The organism is Corallococcus sicarius, from assembly GCF_003611735.1.
Taxonomy (GTDB): domain Bacteria; phylum Myxococcota; class Myxococcia; order Myxococcales; family Myxococcaceae; genus Corallococcus; species Corallococcus sicarius.
Genome location: NZ_RAWG01000204.1, coordinates 1 through 17,098 on the forward strand (window position 1 = coordinate 1; position 17,098 = coordinate 17,098).

The 17,098-nt window shown below is 72.0% G+C and carries 13 protein-coding genes and 1 pseudogene; 7 read left to right on the top strand and 7 right to left on the bottom strand.

Annotation, left to right across the window (positions count from 1 at the left end; translation table 11 throughout):
- On the top strand, positions 1 to 541 hold a 541-nt coding region (locus D7X12_RS44575; protein ID WP_147443817.1), incomplete at its 5' end, for an energy transducer TonB.
- A 162-nt stretch (positions 542 to 703) separates the two neighbouring features.
- A complete protein-coding gene (locus D7X12_RS26970) occupies positions 704 to 2,221 on the top strand; it encodes a phytoene desaturase family protein (RefSeq protein ID WP_244224802.1) in 1,518 nt (505 codons plus the stop codon).
- 30 nt (positions 2,222 to 2,251) lie between these two features.
- Here the strand turns inward: D7X12_RS26970 and eutB are convergent, their stop codons facing one another.
- The 6 genes from eutB to D7X12_RS27000 all read right to left on the bottom strand — a co-directional run bounded on the left by eutB (position 2,252) and on the right by D7X12_RS27000 (position 9,937).
- Positions 2,252 to 4,507, bottom strand: coding sequence for an ethanolamine ammonia-lyase subunit EutB (eutB, locus tag D7X12_RS26975; RefSeq protein WP_120628146.1), 2,256 nt, complete (start codon positions 4,505 to 4,507; stop codon positions 2,252 to 2,254).
- Positions 4,508 to 4,731: 224 nt separating this feature from the next.
- The gene (locus D7X12_RS26980) at positions 4,732 to 5,886 is read right to left on the bottom strand and encodes a dienelactone hydrolase family protein (protein WP_120628147.1); all 1,155 of its coding nucleotides are present in this window, start codon (positions 5,884 to 5,886) and stop codon (positions 4,732 to 4,734) included.
- On the bottom strand, positions 5,883 to 7,784 hold the full coding sequence (locus D7X12_RS26985; RefSeq protein ID WP_120628148.1) for an ATP-binding protein: 1,902 nt from the start codon (positions 7,782 to 7,784) through the stop codon (positions 5,883 to 5,885). Before D7X12_RS26985 ends, D7X12_RS26980 begins: the two co-directional genes overlap by 4 nt.
- Before the next feature lie 148 nt (positions 7,785 to 7,932).
- Positions 7,933 to 8,862 (bottom strand): TIGR02757 family protein, encoded by a 930-nt coding sequence (locus tag D7X12_RS26990; protein WP_120628149.1) that lies wholly within the window; start codon positions 8,860 to 8,862, stop codon positions 7,933 to 7,935.
- A 37-nt stretch (positions 8,863 to 8,899) separates the two neighbouring features.
- The gene (locus tag D7X12_RS26995; RefSeq protein WP_208719305.1) at positions 8,900 to 9,367 is read right to left on the bottom strand and encodes a MogA/MoaB family molybdenum cofactor biosynthesis protein; all 468 of its coding nucleotides are present in this window, start codon (positions 9,365 to 9,367) and stop codon (positions 8,900 to 8,902) included.
- A gap of 255 nt (positions 9,368 to 9,622) precedes the next feature.
- Positions 9,623 to 9,937: a Rieske (2Fe-2S) protein gene (locus tag D7X12_RS27000; protein ID WP_120628151.1), complete on the bottom strand. Its 315-nt coding sequence runs from the start codon at positions 9,935 to 9,937 to the stop codon at positions 9,623 to 9,625.
- A 90-nt stretch (positions 9,938 to 10,027) separates the two neighbouring features.
- Between D7X12_RS27000 and polX the strand changes: the two genes are divergently transcribed.
- The 3 genes from polX to mrtX are packed head-to-tail and all read left to right on the top strand — an operon-like array spanning position 10,028 to position 13,126.
- Positions 10,028 to 11,776 carry a DNA polymerase/3'-5' exonuclease PolX gene (polX, locus tag D7X12_RS27005; RefSeq protein WP_167509044.1) on the top strand — a complete coding sequence of 583 codons (1,749 nt, stop codon included), beginning with the start codon at positions 10,028 to 10,030 and terminating at the stop codon, positions 11,774 to 11,776.
- A 19-nt stretch (positions 11,777 to 11,795) separates the two neighbouring features.
- Positions 11,796 to 12,404 (top strand): MXAN_2756 family trypsin-like serine endoprotease, encoded by a 609-nt coding sequence (locus D7X12_RS27010; protein ID WP_167509045.1) that lies wholly within the window; start codon positions 11,796 to 11,798, stop codon positions 12,402 to 12,404.
- Positions 12,401 to 13,126, top strand: a complete 726-nt coding sequence (gene mrtX / locus D7X12_RS27015) for a myxosortase MrtX (protein WP_120628153.1) — start codon at positions 12,401 to 12,403, stop codon at positions 13,124 to 13,126. Before D7X12_RS27010 ends, mrtX begins: the two co-directional genes overlap by 4 nt.
- 19 nt (positions 13,127 to 13,145) lie before the next feature.
- On the opposite strand, the gene D7X12_RS27020 is transcribed toward mrtX, so the two are convergent.
- Positions 13,146 to 13,979, bottom strand: a complete 834-nt coding sequence (locus D7X12_RS27020) for a class II glutamine amidotransferase (RefSeq protein ID WP_120628154.1) — start codon at positions 13,977 to 13,979, stop codon at positions 13,146 to 13,148.
- 215 nt (positions 13,980 to 14,194) lie between these two features.
- On the opposite strand from D7X12_RS27020, the gene dnaK reads away from it, so the two are divergent.
- Together dnaK and D7X12_RS42550 are read left to right on the top strand one after the other, a co-directional pair.
- On the top strand, positions 14,195 to 15,802 hold the full coding sequence (dnaK, locus tag D7X12_RS27025; protein WP_120628156.1) for a molecular chaperone DnaK: 1,608 nt from the start codon (positions 14,195 to 14,197) through the stop codon (positions 15,800 to 15,802).
- A gap of 1,017 nt (positions 15,803 to 16,819) precedes the next feature.
- A pseudogene (locus tag D7X12_RS42550) lies at positions 16,820 to 17,098 on the top strand (adventurous gliding motility protein GltJ); the annotation flags it as partial.

Below are 17,098 nucleotides of genomic sequence, written 5' to 3' on the forward strand. Positions count from 1 at the left end.
GCACCGCGCGCCGGCCCAGGTCCAGCGTGAAGGCGCCGAAGGTCATCACCTGCGGCGGCGCCGTGCCGCCCCCCCCCCGGAGGTGAGGCCGGATCCGCCTCCGGAGCAGACCACCGTGGCGGACGCGAACACCCCGGGCACGACGGGCACGGGCTCCACCGAGCCGGAGGGAGACCCGGACGGGGATCCGAACAGCGACAGCCCCATCGGCGCCATCGGCGTGCCGCACATCCCGGAGGCCACCGGCACGGAGGTCCTCCCCTTCATGGGCGGGATGACGCCGCCGGTGATGATTGGCGGCGCGGAGTTCAGCTACACGCGCCAGGCACAGCTCGCGGGCGTGGAGGGCGTGGTCATCGCGAAGTGCGTCATCGCCGCGGAGGGCACCGTGCGGGACTGCCGCATCATCAAGGGCCTGCCGTACATGGATGACGCCGTGCTGTCGGCGCTCCGGTCGCGCCGCTATCAGCCCATGACGTACCAGGGCCGTCCGGTGAACGTGGCGTACACGTTCAACATCAAGCTGCGCATGCCCCGGTAGGTCCCCGGTGTCCGCCAGTGAAAGCGCACGGATGCCTGTCCCCTCCTCCTGGGGGAAAAGGGTCGCGGTGCGAAGGGGGGGCCGTTAGGAATGTCCTGTCGCGGCTGGCCATGTGCGCGACACCGGCACCGGAAGGTGCGGGCCTCCCCCGGCCCGCATCCGGTGCCGGTCCCTTTTCCCTGGGCGACGTTGGACACCTGGTACGACGCGGTGGTGGTGGGCGCGGGCTTCGGCGGACTGGCCACGGCGCTGGAGCTCTGTCGCCGGGGTGCCCGCGTGGCGCTGTGCGAGGGGCTCAACTATCCGGGCGGCTGCGCGAGCACCTTCCGTCGCGGAGGCTACGCCTTCGAGTCCGGCGCCACGCTGTTCTCCGGCTTCGACGTGCATCAGCTCTTCGGCCGGTGGATCCGCGAGCACGCGCTGGACGTGACGGTGGAGCCGGTGGATCCGCTGGTGGAGCTTCGCGCCCCGGGGCTGCGGCTGCCGGTGCACCGGGACCGCGCGCGCTTCATCGGTGAGCTGTGCGCGCTGCCGGGCGCTCCCGTGGACGCCATCCAGCGCTTCTTCGAGACCCAGGCCCGGGTGGCCGGGGTGCTGTGGCCGCTGTTCGACAATCCGGACCTGCTCCCGCCGCTGAATCTCAAATCCCTGCTGCGGCACGCGGGGCGCGCGTGGACGTATGCGCCGCTGGCGCGCTGGCTGGGCCGGCCGCTGGGGGCGGTGGTCGCGCACCACGGCCTGGAGCACTTCACCCCGCTGCGCACCTACCTGGATGCGCTCTGTCAAATCACCGTGCAGTGCTCCGCCGCGGAGGCCGAGGCCCCGTTCGCGCTCGCGGCGATGGACTACTACTGGCGCGGCACGGGGCACGTGCGGGGCGGCATCGGCCAGCTGGCGAAGGCGCTCACGGGGGCCATCACGGCCCGGGGCGGCGACGTGCTGATGGCCAACCGCGTGCGCGCGGTGACGCCCGTGGACGGCGGATGGAAGGTGACGGCGCGAAGGGGCGAGTTGCTGGCGCGGCACGTGGTGGCCAACGTGCTGCCCCAGGGGCTGCGCTCGCTGATTGACGCGCCCGTGGGCCGCCTTCCGCGGGTGGATGCGCTGGCTGAGCGCCTGGAGGGAGGCTGGGGCGCGGCGATGCTGTACCTCGTGGTGCGTCCTCCCGAAGGTGACTCCGGCAGCGCGCGCCACCTGGAGCTGGTGCGGGATTCAACGCAGGCGTTCATCGAGGGCAATCACCTGTTCGCTTCGGTGAGCGGGGTGACGGATGAAGGACGCGCGCGGCCGGGCCAGCGCACGGTGACGGTGTCCACGCACGTGCCGTTGAAGAAGCTCGCGGGGCTGTCACCGGAAGCGCAGGGGCCCTACTTCGCGCAGCTGCATGCACGGATGCGCGAGGGCCTGGAGGCGCTGTCCCCCGAATGGATGGGCCAGGGCCAGGTGGTGCATGCCATGACGGCCTCGCCGCGCACGTTCCAGCGCTTCACGCTGCGCGAGGCCGGCGCGGTGGGCGGAGTGCCCCGGCGCGCGGGGTTGGACAACTACCGCACGCTGGGCCCGTTCCAGGCCGACCGGGGCCTGTGGCTGGTGGGGGACTCGGTGTTCCCGGGCCAGAGCACCCTGGCCACGGCGGTGGGCGGCGTGCGCACGGCGGCAAGCATCGCGTCCGCGCGCTGAGCCACGCGCTCACCTTCAGCCGAAGACGACTCACCCCATGGCCGCGGTGTCCCCCGCGCTCGGAGGCATCGTGCGCGCGGTCGCCGCCAGCTCCGCGAGGATGCGCACCGCCTCCCGCGCGGCGTCTTCCGGCTGGACGCTGGTGTCCGAGATGCCGGCGATGAGCCGCGTGCGGTCGTGGTCCACCGCCCCCTTCCGCGCCCATGTGCTCGCGGAGGGGGCCGTGAGGTACGCGGAGTAGGCGTGGTGCCCGGAGCCGGGACGCTCGCCAATCACGTGCACCAGGGCGCACGGCTGCGCGCCCCCTTCGTCACCGAACAGCACGCGTCCCACCTGATAGCCCGCGCGCACCCGGCCGTGCTTCACCACCAGCACCTCCGGGGCCACGCGCCAGCCCTGCGCGCCCAGCTCCGCGCGCAGCGTGTCCACGAACGGCGCCAGGTGCCCCGCGTCCATCAGCGAGCGCGGATCCAACCCGTCCGACACGACGAGCTGCGCGTCGTACTGCCCTCCGTGCCGCTCGCGCAGCGCACGCACCGTCGCCTCCGAGGCGCCGTCCAGTGACTCGCCGGACGGCGGATGCAGGATGTAGTCGCGTCGATCCTCCGAGCACGTCCGCAGCCGCACCGCGCCGGGCAGGGACTCCACCGTCGCGTCGGACAGCTCCGACCAGAGGCCCACCTTGGCGTCCTCGTACAGCTGCCGCAGGTCCTGCTCCAGCGCGGGCTCCAGCGTCCACGGCGTCTCGCCGTGGCCCACCGCCAGCGGCACGCCCCGGGCCCGCACCCGCGCCATCTGCACTTCGGCCTCCGCGCGCAGCTCCGCTTCCGTGCGCGTGTCGCCCCGGTGTCGGCGGTAGTGCACGTAGACGTGGCGCGGGTCGCCGAAGTGCTTCGTGGGCCGCCCTTGCGCGTCGATGACGCCCAGGCGCTGGAAGAAGGCCCACATCCGGTCATCCACCTTCAGGCCGTAGCGCTCGCGCAGCCGCACGTGGTCCTGGAAGGACGTCGTGAGGTAGCTGAGCATCGGATCATTCCGGGTGGGCAGCGCCATCAGGTACGCGGGCCCCGCTTCGGCCAGCTGCTCCTGGCACCAGCCCAGGTCATCCAGCGTCACGTCCATGTGCAGCGTGGAGCACACGTCCAGGCCCAACGTGAGGCCGTGCAGCTTGCCCATCACGATGTCTTCCAGGCAGCAGCGCACCAGCTGTTCGCGCGTGCGGAACACCTCCGGCCCGATGAAGCCCGCCACGTCGTTGACGTGCACCCACGGCGCCGCGTCCCGCCCCGCACCGGCCTGCGCCACGGCGACCCGACGCTTGAGGGCCCGCGCGAAGCCGTACTTGCGCGACTCGTGGATGAGCATGTCCGTGCCGTGGTGGTGGCCGTTCGTCGCGTCCGCGCCCTGCCCCGTCTCGAAGTACAGGCCCCAGGGGCCGGTGCGGGCCGCCGCGTGCGCCACCATCTTCTCCAGCGTCACGTCGAAGGTGCGGTTGGCGGCCTCGTTCCCACCGAGGCTCTGGAACCAGATGCCCGTGGTGCCCGGCTGCAGCGCCTCCACCTGCGCCTGCACATCGATGTGCGCCAGCACGCAGTGGGGCATCACGTCCGTCAACCCGAACGTCACCAGCACGTCGTGCAGCGCCGCCTCCACCGCGGCCACCGACGCGACGTCCGACGACACCGGGTTGGTGCCCAGCACCACGTCCCCCACCGCGAAGGACCACCCGTTGAAGACCTGCCAGCGGATGTCCTCCGGATGATCCGTGGGCGAGTTGGGCTGAAGACGCGCGCCCAGGTAGCCCCGCGCGCCCACGCGGCTGCCCGGCAGCGGATGGAAGATGCGCCCCCCCACCGCCTTCAGCTCCGCGTCGCTCATCAGCTTCACGACGCACGCGATGACGTCGCTGGGAAGGCCGCCGAGCGCGTCGTGCACGTCCGCCTCCTCCGCGGTGAGCAGGAAGTGCTTGAGCTGCCCCAGCGTCCAGTCCGCCACGCGCCGCCAGCGCGCCGAGTCCCACGCCTCCAGGCTGAAGACGTGCAGCCGGTCCTCGAAGGGCGGGTGCGCGTGCACGTCGCTCAGGCGCGTGCGCGACAGCAGGGTCCGGGCCCGCTGCCGCGAGTCCTCGTCCGCCGCGGCGACACCGAGGGTCGCGTCGCCTTCCTTGAACGCATTCGCCGCGCCCAGGACCTGCTGATACAGGCGCGCATCGAAGGCACCGTGAAGCCGTTGCACGAAGTCCAGCACGTCTTCGTCGGGGAGGACGTCGGGGAGACGGACGCTCATGGGGTCCCAGTTTTTACCGGCGTCTCCGCCGCGCCACCATCCCCCCAGCGCCCTGTCGCCTGGGTGACGCCCGCACGCTTGTTCTCGCGGAAAGCTTGCTGCTGCAAGCGTCAGCGGTGGCCCTCAGCCGCCATCCGTCCCGGGTGCGCAGCCTGGAGGTGGTCGCCACGCGCGCAGTGCTTCCACGCGGGCGTCCTGGACGTGCGCGGAAGCCCGAAACCGCGCTACTCGTCGAGCAGGTCGGACCAGAAGCGCACCAGCCGCAGCGCCTCCAGCGCATCGACCTCGCGGTCCATCTCCGCGTGGGTGATGAGCGACGTGGTGCGCAGGTGCACGCGCGTGAACGGCTCCAGCGCGCGCGCCAGCAGCGTGGACTCGATGGCGGGGATGACGGTGTCGTCCGCCCCGTGCAGCAGGTACACCGGCGCGCGAGGCGCGGGCGAGCGCTCCGGCGACAGCGACGGGTCTCCCGCGAAGTCCTTCACGAGCGGCAACAGCCGGGCCCCCAGCCCGTCCACGTCGCGCGTGTTCACCAGGTGCAACAGCGTGGCGGCAGGCTCCGGGAGCTCCGCCTCCTGCTTGCGCGCCTCCTCGAAGGCGGCCGAGGCCTGCTTCCCATCCACCAGCGTCAGGTGCGACGCACGCAGGAAGGTGCGGACGCCCGCGCGCAGCGGCTCCACCTGCTCCGGGGGCACCAGCCGATCCGCGACGCTGAGCAGGATGACGACCACGCCGTAGTCATGTGGCTTGCGGCGCACCCCGTCCGCCTGGACGCCCGTGCACAGGAAGGACAGCACGCGCGACAGCTCACCGTGCCCACCGAAGGACAACACCGCGGCCACGCGGTCGCGCAGCGAGGGCCGCCCCGCCGCGACGACGGACAGTCCCCCCGAGAAGCTGATGCCGAACAGGTCCAGCTTTCCGTCGGGAACCAGCGCCGGCTGGTCCAGCGCCCAGAGGGCCGCGTCCTCGATGACGTCCGTCAGGCGCGGGGTGATTTCGTAGCGCAGCAGGTCCGACGGCTCCGGCGTGAGCACCGGATACCCTCCGGTGGCCAGGTCCCCCGCGAGCTTCACCAGCCGTGGCTCGTCGATGCCCGCCGCGTGCACGCCCGAGGTCAACATGATGAGCCGGCCCTGTCGCTCGGCCGGCTGGTAGAGCCGCGCGCGCACCGGACCGTGCCGCGTGGGCACGCTCAGCTCCGACACCGTGAAGGGCCCCGTGTCGAAGCGGGCCACCGTTTCGGCCGCGGTCCCCCGGAGGCCCGCGGCGCGCAGCATGAAGGACACCCCGCGCAGCTCCGGAGGCAGCAGGACAATGCCCGCGAGCAGCAGGGCCGACAGCCCGGCCGTGAGCGTCCAGCGGGTGCGGCGCTTCATTGCATCAGGGTTTCGACGAAGGTGCACAGCTGGTCGCGCTCGAAGGGCTTCTCCAGCAGCTCCTTCGCGCGGCGCCCCACGAACTCACGGGCCTGGGGGTTCACCCCGCCCGTCATCAGCCCGGTGCGCGGCGCCAGCTCCGGCGCCAGCCGCTCCAGCTCCACCAGGAAGTCCATGCCACTCATGCCCGGCATCATCAGGTCGCAGAGGATGGCATCGAACCGCTCGCCGTGCGACAGCCGCTTCAGGGCCTCACGCGCATCCTGGAGGACGTGCACCTCGTAGAGGTTGCGCAGCAGGCGGGCCACCGCGCTGCCCACCGCCGGCTCGTCGTCGATGAGCAGCAGACGCCGCAGGTTCCGCGTCGCGCGGGTCGCCGGCGGGGGCGGCGCTTCGCCCGCCGGGGCCGCCACGGGGGCCGCTTCCGCCGGGGGGATGGCCGCTTCCACCTGCGCCATGAGGGCCGGCAGCTCCACGCGGAAGAGGCTGCCCTGGCCCTGCTCGCTGGCCACCTCGATGTGGCCGCCCATCGCATGCACCAGCGTGAGGCAGATGGACAGGCCCAGGCCGGTGCCGCCCTTGGGCGAGCGCGTGGTGAAGAACGGATCGAAGATGCGCTGGCGCACGTCCAGCGCCATGCCCTGGCCGTTGTCCTCCACCTCGATGAGCACGTGCCCTTCCCGGCCCGGGCGCACGCGCAGCCGCAACGCGTTCTCCTCCAGGGGCCGCTCACCGAAGGCCTGGAGCGCGTTCATGAGCAGGTGCATGACGACCTGCCCCAGCCGGCCTTCGTTGCCGTGTACAGCCGCCACCGGCTCCAGTTCGCACGTCAGACGCGCGCGGTGCTGGAGCTCGTCGCGCATCAGCTTGAGCGCGCCGTCCACCGCGCGGAGCACGTCCACCGGGCCGTGGCTCTCCTCCTCCGCGCGCGAGAAGGTCCGCAGGTCGCGCACGATGGAGCGCACGCGCCCGGCGCCCTCCAGCGCTTCGGCCACCACCTGCCGCAGCTCCTCCAGCTGCTCCGTGGGCACCACCGGCTGCGCCACGCGCTCCCAGAGGTAGGCCAGGTTGGAGGTCACGTAGGAGAGCGGGTTGTTGATCTCATGCGCGACGCCCGCCGCCAGCGTGCCCACGGACGTCATCCGCTCCGCCAGCCGCCGCTGCGTCTCCAGGCGGGTGCTCTCGGTGACATCGCGCACGAGCCCCACGAGGAAGCGCTCACCGCTGGGCAGCGCGTACGCGGCCCGCTGGGTGATCACCTCGAAGGAGCGGCCCCGCAGGTCGGTGAGGGTGCCCTCGTCCTCCACGGTCTGCCCGGTGGTGTAGGCGCGCTCGTCCTGCCGCCAGGACACCTCCGCCTCATGCGCGGGCACGAGCGCGTAGGAGGACTGATCCCGCAGCGCTTCGGCGGGCACGCCCAGCAGCCGGCAGAACGCGCTGTTCATCACCACGAAGCGGTGCTCGCGGTTCTTGATGAACAGCGGCTCCGGCATCGCGTCCAGCGCGCCCTGGAGCATGTCCCGCGAGCGCCGCAGCGCGAGCGCGTCCTCATCCGTCGAGCGCCGCCGCAGCGCCGCGAGCCGCGAGCCCCAGTGCGTGCCGGGCGGCGCGACACACTCGTCCGCGCCCGCTTCGACCAGGGCCTCGGCCTCCGCGCCGTCGCGCGACGTCAGCACCACCAGCCACGTGCGCGCAGGTAACCGCCGCGCGTGCATCCACTGACAGCGCGCCTTCACGGCCTCCAGCGGACCGCCGTGGTCCCACAGCACCAGCAGCCCCTCCGGCAACGGCTCCAGGGGTGCTTCGACACGGAGCACCCGACACGCGCGTCCGGCGGCCGTGGCGCTCAAGTCGCGCTCCACGTCCTGGGCCACCGGGGCTGGAACCGCCACCAGCATTGCGTGCACTGCGTTGCTCCTCACACCCCGCGGTCCGGTCCGTCATACATACCCGCGCCGCTGGACTGCATTGCAGCCTTGACCGAGCCAAACCGTCAACGCGGGGTCGCGCGGACTGCCCGTAACCCATTTCAGGGTCAGCAGGGACTCAGATTTGCAGGGTAGCGCGCGCGACGACGCGAGGCCCCACTTTGCACGACGGCAGCAGTGAACATCGCGCGCAGTGCTCGGGCAGCGTCTTCGCGGGACAGGCTCCGCTCATTCCGTAGTGGCACAAAGCAAAGTCGTAGCGCACGGGATCCAAGGGATCGAGCGCGCGCAGGGACGCCGTGACTTCCTCGGCGGTGCGCCACGTGAGGTCCGTGCGGCGCGTCAGTCCCAGGTTTAGCGCCATGCGGCCGATGTGGGTATCCAGTGGCACGAGCAGCACCGACGCGGGCACCTGCTTCCAGATGCCGAAGTCCACCGCGTCCGGGCCTCGCACCATCCAACGCAGGTACAGGTTGAGGCGCTTCGCCGCGCCGGGCCCCAGGGGCGAGGGCAGCAGGTGGTGCAGGCCGCGCTCCGGGCCCAGCGCCTCGCGCAGCGAGTCCATGGGGATGTCACGGAGGGCGGCGGTGAAGGCCGCGAGCGCGCCGTGCAGCGTGCCGCTCGCCTTCCACCCCTGGACGAAGAGCGCCTCCAGGCTGCCGTGCTCGCGCAGCGCGCGGCCCATGCCCATGAGCAGCACGGCCAGGTCGGTGCCCACGTTGAAGCGGTACACGAAGCCCGTCAGCAGCTCCCGGGCCCCGGCCACGTCCAGCGCGCGCACGAAGGCCGCGGGGGACGGCCCCATGCGCGAGAGCAGCGCGTGAACCTTGGGGCGGAAGAGGTCCGCGCGTCCGTAGGCCAGCGCCGCCGCGAGCAGCGCGCTGACCTCCACGTCACGCGGGTCCCGGTAGCGATGGGGGAACTCCACCGGGTCGAAACCGATTCGGGCCCGGGCGTCGGTGGACGCCATGAAGGCCTCCAGGCGGGGCCGCAGCCGCTCGGCCGCCTGGGTGCTCAGTCCGGTGTGTGCGCCACGGCGCTTCTTCATCGCAGGCACGTCCCCGTCGCTCTCATGCGTCCCTTCTCTAACGGGTGAGCTCGCGCACCGCGTGGCCGAGTTCCGGAAGGATGAGCGCGTCCAGGGCCAGCCGCACCGCCTGGGGGGAGCCGGGCAGCGCGAAGAGGATCATCCCCTGGTACGTGCCCGCCGTGGCGCGCGACATCAGCGCGGGGCTGCCGATCTGCTGGTACGACAGCATCCGGAACAGCTCGCCGAAGCCGGGCAGCTCCTTCTCGAACAGCGCGCGCAGGGTCTCCACCGTGCAGTCGCGCCGGCCAATGCCCGTGCCGCCGGTGAAGAGCACCGCGCGGGCCCCTGCCGCCTGCGCCTGCGCGAGCGCGCCGCGGATGGCCTCCGGATCATCCTTCACGACGGTGTGACCGACGACGGTGTGACCGGCCGCGGACAGCCCCTCGCGCAGGTCCTTCCCGCTGCCGTCGTGCGCCGCGTCCCGGCTGTCCGAGCACGTCACCACGAACGCGCTGACGTGCACCGGCGCCCGCGCCTTGTGCTCCGCCGCCACCGCCGAACCCTCGGGCGCGTGCGCGTGGCCATGGTCATGAGAATGACCGTGTTCATGCGAGTGCCCGTGGTCATGACCGTGCTCGTGGTCATGCGAGTGCCCGTGGTCATGCGAGTGGGGGTGGGAATGCGAGTGGCCATGACCGTGGTCATGGTCGTGATCGTGTCCGTCGTGTCCCATGGTGGACGCTCCTGGTGGCTGCGGTGGTGGGCGGCGCGGGAAGGCTCAGGCGTCGGGCAGGTCGACGACGAGCGCGCCGTCCTCGACCGAGAGCTGCACCGTGGGTTGGTCGTCACACACGCCGGGCGAGGTGACGTTCTGGCCGCTGTCCATGTCGAAGCCGACTTCGTGGCAGGGGCAGACGACCGTGTTGTCCTCGATGCGGCCACCGGACAGCAGGCATCCGGCGTGGTTGCACCAGTCATCCAGGCCCTTGTACCGGCCTTGGATCTTCGCGATGCAGACGTTGCGCTTGCCGACTTCGTAGCCGCGCATCTCCCTCTCAGCGAAGTCCGCGGGCCCCAGCTTTATCTTCGTCATTGCGTTCCTTTTCGCGTTCCTTTTCCCACAACCCGTGCAGGCCTGCACCCCCGTTCCCCCGTCATTAATCTTCCGACCGTGACTTCCGACGTGACACCCTCCAACGCCGTGCTCACCGACAAGGCGGCCGTCGCCCAGCTCCTCCGGGACATGTCCCTGCTGCTCCAACTCCAGGGGGAGAGCGGTTTCCGCGTCCGGGCCTACGACATCGCCGCGGACCGCATCGCGAACCTCCCCCAGGACCTGGGCGCCGTCGTCACCGAGGGCCGCCTGCAGGAGCTCCAGGGCATTGGCCCGGGGCTCGCCGAGAAGCTCACCGAGCTGGTGACCACCGGCCGCCTGGGCTCCTTCGAGGAGCTGAAGGCCCGCTTCCCCGCCGGCCTCCTGGAGCTGATGAAGCTGCCGGACGTGGGCCCGAAGAAGGTCGCCGTGCTCTGGAAGGAGCTCCAGGTGGGGAGCGTGGAAGCGCTGGAGGCCGCCTGCCGCGACGGTCGCGTGCGCGAGCTGAAGGGCTTCGGGGCCAAGAGCGAGACGAAGCTGCTCGACGGCATCGCCGTATACCGGCGCGCGAAGGGCGAGCGGAAGCTGTTGGGAGACGCGCTGCCCATCGCGGAGGAGCTGCTGGAGCGGATCCGCGCGGCGCCGGGCGTGGTGCGCGCGAGCCTGGGCGGCAGCGTGCGCCGCCGGGCGGAGACGGTGTCCGACGTGGACCTCATCGCCTCCGCGAAGGACGCGGGGCCGGTGCTGGACGCGCTCGCCAACGCGCCGGGCGTGGCGACGGTGCTGGGCAAGGGCGACAGCAAGTGTTCGGTGCGGATGACGCTGGGCGACCTCCAGGTGGACCTGCGCGTGCTGCCGGACGAGGACTTCGCCACCGCGCTGCACCACTTCACCGGCTCCAAGGGCCACCACATCCGGCTGCGCAACCTGGGCCACGAGAAGGGCCTGAAGATCTCCGAATGGGGCGTGCACCGCGAGGACGGCACCAAGCTCCCCGTCCCGGATGAGGCCACGCTGTACCGGCTGCTGGGCATGCAGGAGGTGCCGCCGGAGCTGCGCGAGGACTCGGGCGAGGTGGAGGCAGCGCTCGCGGGAAAGCTGCCAGAGGACCTGGTGACGCTGGAGGACGTGCAGGGCGCGGTGCACGCGCACAGCACGTGGTCCGACGGCCGCAATTCGTTGGAGGAGATGGCGCGGGCGGCCCAGGCGCTGGGGCTCAAGTACCTCACCATCACCGAGCACAGCGAGGCGGCCATCTACGCGGGCGGCCTGAAGGTGGACGACCTCAAGCGGCAGTGGGAGGAGATCGACCGCGTGAACGAGGCGGTGCCCGGGGTGCGGCTGCTCAAGGGCATCGAGGTGGACATCCTGGAGACGGGCGCGCTGGACTACGCGGACAGCGTGCTGGAGCAGCTGGAGATCGTCATCGCCTCCATCCACGTGCGCCACTCCCTGGACGAGGACCAGATGACGCGCCGGGTGCTGGCCGCGCTGGACAACCCGCACATGCACGTCCTGGGGCACCCCACCGGCCGCCTCATCCAGAGCCGCGATCCGTACCCCCTGCGCATGGAGGAGGTGCTGGAGCGCGCCGCCGAACGGGGCGTGGCGGTGGAGGTCAACGGCAAGCCGCAGCGCCTGGACATCAAGGCCGAGTACGTCCGGATGGCCGTGACACGCGGGGTGAAGCTGGTGGCGAGCTGCGACGCGCACCGGCAGGAGGACCTGAAGAACCTCGCCTTCGCGGTGTCCAACGCGCGCCGGGGCTGGGCCCGCAAGAAGGACATCCTCAACACCCAGCCCGTGGCCAGCTTCCTCGCCGCCCTGCGACAGCGCTGATAGGCTCGCGGGCGCGCTGATGTTCCGCCCGCTCCCTTCCGCCCTCCTCCTCCTCCTCTTCCTCCTGGCCGTCCCCCCGCGGGCCGCCGCGGAGGCCCGTCCGTCGCGCGCCGACCTCCAGCGCGTGCTGGAGCTGCACACCCGCTCGTCCGTGCGCGTGCGCGGCCCCCAGCAGGCGGGCCCCGGCATCATCGTGGGCGCGGACGGCCAGGTGCTCACCGCCGTGGCGCACGTGGGGCCGCAGTCCGCCCAGGTGGTGCACGCGGGCAACGCGCTGACGGCGCGCGTGGTGCTGTCCAGCGCGGTGCTCCAGGTCGCGGTGGTGGCGGGCCCCCAGGGCACGTGGCCCGCGGCGCCGGTGCGGCTGGTGCCGGAGGGGCTCGCGGGCCGCTGGGTGGTGGGCGTGATGCCCGGGCGCAAGGGACAGCGCGACAGGCCGCGCGCCACGGTGGCGAAGTCCGGGCCCGCGCCCTTCTTCGACGTGGACCTCATGCTCCCGCCGGGCAGCCCGCTGTACGACGGGGACGGGCGGCTCGTCGCCGTCGTCGTGGAGAAGCGCGGCAGGGGCGCACGCGCGTTGCCGTTGAGCGCGGTGAAGGCGGAGCTGGCGTCGGCGGATACGCCATGAGCAGGCCCCCGGGGCCGCCGTTCCGCGTGAGCGCGGTGCAGGAGGCGGTGGGGCTCTGGGCCCTGGGCTTCCTGGGCATCGTCCTCGCGTTCCTCCTCGCGGGCGGCAGCAGCGTGCCCAAGCTGGTAGCGACGGTGGGCTTCCTCTACCTGCCGCTCATCCCCATGCGCTGGCGCGACGAGGACTACCGCGACTACGGCCTCACCCTGCGCACGTGGAAGCAGGACGTGCGCCTGTTCGTCATCCTGTCGCTCATCGTGGGGCCGCTGTTCTTCGTGGGCTTCGCCGCCTTCGTGGAGGTGGTGCCCCACCTGCCGCCCGGGCTCGCGCGCCACCTGACGCCCATCGTGGGCTCGGGCCACTTCCAGCCGCGCCTGCCCCCGCGCTTCGGCGAGTGGATCATCGATCAGCTCTTCGTCGTGGCCCTGCCGGAGGAGTTCTTCTACCGGGGCTACGTGCAGGCCCGCCTGCGCGACGCGTGGCCCCAGGGGCGCGTGGTGCTGGGCGGCCGGCTGGGACGCGCCTTCTGGGTGACGGCGCTGCTCTTCGCGCTGGGCCACCTGGCCATCTTCCAGACCTGGCGGCTGGCGGTGTTCTTCCCTGCGCTCCTGTTCGGCTGGATGCGCGAGCGGACCGGCAGCATCCTCGGCTGCGCCCTCTTCCACGCCGCGTGCAACCTCTACGTGCGCTTCCTGGAAGAGTCCTTCTTCGGCGGCCCGTGAGGCGGACGGAAGGCGGGCTTCACCCCGGCCGCAGGTGCTGGACCTGGAGGTCGGCGCCCACCGCCAGCGTGGTGCCGGGCGACAGCTCCACCCAGCCCTGCGTGCGGGTGACGTGGCTTGCCACCACCACCGTGCGCCGGCGCCGGTGCGCGCTCAGCTCCGGATGCGTCTCCGGGGTGCGGGCGTCCACGCCGCAGCGCTCGCACTCCGCGCTGCCCTCCAGGCGCGTGTAGTACAGCGGGGCCTCGCCACAGCGCGTGGCGACGAGCACCACGCCGTTGGTGGCCACGAGGTTGAGCGGCGGCGTGCGCACCTGCCCCGCGGCCACGAGCGCGGCCTCCACCTCCCGCACCGTCTCGTGGAGCAGGCGGCCGGCGACCTCCGGCTCCAGGCGCGGATCATCCGTGCGGCCCAGGTTGCGCAAGCGCGTGAGGAACAGGGCGAAGAGCACCTCGCTGTCCGTGGCGCCCCGCACCTGACGCTGGAGGTGTTCGGGCACGCGCTCCAGCAGCGGGGCGCGCACGGGCCGGAAGTCCGGCAGCGGGCCCTGGTGGGCGAACAGCCAGTGGCGCGCCCGGAACGGCTGGGTGTTCTCCTCGGGCGACATCCCGGGCGGCAGGCGGCCGGCGTGGAAGAGCACCGCTTCGGATTCGTGCGGTGGCCCCAGGTCGTCGAGCGTGACGTCCGTGTCCGGGGCCAGCCGGCGCAGCAGGACTTCTTCCTGGGCATAGGAGCCCACGCCCAACGCGTTGGCCCGGGCCTCCGGACGGAGGACCACGTGATGGGTGAGACGGTGAAGCTCACACCGCAGGAGATTGGGATCCGATGACACCGCGGCGAGAATGGCGGACATTCGCACTACCCCCCTTCACCTCAAGGGATAAGGCGGCGGTGGACGTGATTCAGCGCCGCCCCCCTGCTCCCCTGCTCTGGCGCTAAGCCCTTGAAATAGCAGGCGTTTGACCTGTCATTGCATTGACACCTCACACCGTGGCGCCTAACCTCCGTCCGCTTCTTGGCAGGACCTCCCGGGAGTGAACGGGGGTGCAGGTCTTCACCGGAGACGGAATGGCGGACGACATCGCAATCGGCATCGACCTGGGCACGTCGTATTCGTGCGTGTCCGTCGTGTACGAGGGGCAGCCCACGGTCATCCCCAATGAGTGGGGCGAGACGACCCATGCCTCGTGCGTGTCCTTCCTGGAGGAAGGGTCCGTGCTGGTGGGCAACGCGGCGAAGAAGAACATCATCACCAGCCCCGAGACGACGGTGTACTCGGCCAAGCGGCTCATCGGCCGCTACTACTTCTCCGACGAGGTGAAGAAGGCGCAGGCGGTGATGCCGTACCGCATCGTCGAGGGCGAGAACAACTCGGTGCGCATCGGCGTGCGCGAGCGCAGCTACTCGCTGCCGGAGATTTCGGCGCTGGTGCTCAAGGAGATGAAGGCCGTCGCGGAGACGTACCTGGGCCGCGAGGTGACCAAGGCCGTCGTCACGGTGCCGGCGTACTTCAACGACAACCAGCGCCAGGCGACGAAGGACGCGGGCCGCATCGCGGGGCTGGAGGTGCTGCGCATCCTCAACGAGCCCACCGCCGCGGCGCTCGCGTACGGCTTCGGCCGGGACGTGAACCAGCGCGTCGTCGTGTACGACCTGGGCGGCGGCACGTTCGACGTGTCCATCCTGGAGATTGGCAAGGACGTCTTCGAGGTGCTCGCGACGGCGGGTGACACGTACCTGGGCGGCGACGACTTCGACGACCGCATCATGACGTGGATGGCGGAGGACTTCCTCGCGCGCACGCGGTTGGACCTGCGGCAGAACAAGTTCTGCCTGCAGATGCTGAAGGACGCGGCGGAGAAGGCGAAGATCGACGTGGGCCAGACCGGCACGGCGGAGATCCTCTGCCAGGGCATCTGCCAGGACGCCAACGGCAACGTGATGGACCTGCGCAACACGCTCAACCAGGACCAGTTCAACCGGATGGTGATGGACCTGGTGCAGCGCACGTTCAAGGTCTGCGACGAGGCGCTGCAGAGCGCGCGGCTGACGGCGGCGGACATCGACGCGGTCATCCTGGTGGGCGGGCCCACGCGGCTGCCCATCATCCGCAACTCGGTGAAGCACTACTTCCAGAAGGAGCCGCTGGAGGGCATCAACCCGGATCAGGTCGTGGCCATGGGCGCGGCGCTCCAGTCGCACGCGCTGCTGGACAGCAAGACGGAGACGTTCCTGGTGGACGTCACGCCGCTGACGCTGCGGATTGGCACGGTGGGCGGGTACACCGAGAAGATCATCGACAAGAACACGCCGGTGCCCATCGACCGCTCGAAGACCTTCACCACCAGCCGCGACGGGCAGGAGAAGGTGAAGATCCGCGTGTACCAGGGCGAGTCCAACCGCGCCGAGGAGTGCGAGATGCTCGGCGAGTTCGAGTTCGCGGGCTTCCGCATCGGGTATCGCGGTGAGGTGAAGATCGAGGTGACGTTCGAGATCAACACGGACGGGTTGGTGAACGTGTCCGCGTGTGATGTGGAGACGGGCCAGAAGACGTCCACGTCGATCACGCTGTCCTCGGGCATGACGGAGGCGGACATCCAGCAGTCGATCCAAGCCAACCGCAACACGCGGCTCGCGGGCCACAACGGCAACGACATGCCCGCCGTGGCCTCCTAGGCACCGCCGATGTCCGAGCCCTCCGATCCCAACTCCGGCCCACCGCCGGGGCCGACCGCGCCCGCCGCCCCGACGCGTCCGGCGCCGCCCGCGCTGCCCCGGGTGACCGCGGCCGTGCCCCCGTCCGTCGCGCCCCTGGCGCCCGCCGCGCCCCGAGTCCCGGGCCCGGCGGCCCCCCCGCGCGTGGCCCCGCCGTCGGGAGCAGTGCCGGCCGCACAGGGCCCTGGGGTGCCTCCGGCGGCGGCGCGGCCTCCCTCGTCGGTGGGGATTCCGCCGGTGGCTCCGGCGGCCGTGCGTCCCCCGTCGTCGAGTGGGATTCCGTCGGTGACTCCGGCGGCCGTGCGTCCCCCGTCGTCGAGTGGGATTCCGTCGGTGGAGAGGGCCGCGGGTCCGCTCGCGCCACCTCGGGCGCCGGGTGCGGGAGCCCCTGAAGCCGGAGCGCCGCCGCGTCCGACGCCGCCGGGCATCGCGCCGCTGGGTGCGGCTCCGGCTCCCCGTCCGCCACAACCACCGGGCACCCCGCAGGCAGGAGCTGAAGGCGCGGCAGCGCGGCCGGCCCAGCAGGGCGTCCCGCCGGTGACGGCGCCCACGCGTTCGCCGCCACCGGGAGTACCGCCCGTGGGTTCCACGGCCGCGACCCGTCCCACCCTGGCCGGGGTTCCCGCCGTGGGAGCCGCGACACCGCACCCGGTCGCCTCGGTGACAGCACCCGTCCAGGCGCGGCCCACCGTCGCCGGGATTCCTGCGGTCGGATCAACGCCGGCCCAGACCACGCAGCCCCGCACCACCGTCCCCGGGGTTCCCCTTGTGGGAGGAGTGCCTCCGCAACAGGCCGCGTCCGCAGGAGCACGCCCCAGCCTCCCGGTGACTCCGTCCGTGGGTGCAACGCCGCCCCAGGCCGCGACCGTGCCCGCAGGAGAGCGCCCTACCGTCCCGGGAATTCCGTCCGTTGGAGCAACGCCGCCAGCCCAGGTCGCGGACGCAGGAGCGCGGACCAGCCTCCCGGGGATCCCTCCCGTGGGTGCAACGCCTCCCCAGATCGCGAACGTGCCCGCGCAGTCCCGCCCCACCGCTCCGGGTGTTCCTGCCTTCGGCCCCACACCGCCGGCCCAGGCCGCGGCGGTCCCCGCGAACGCCCGGCCTACCACCGCGACGCCCGCGGTGGGCGCGGTGACGCCGCCCCAGGCCCCCGCGTCGATGCCTCGCATCGCCCCGGTCGTTCCGCCCACCGCGAGCGCGGCGCCCTCGGATCCGACCGCGCCGGCCATGCCTCCCGCGATGCCGCCAGCCATGCCC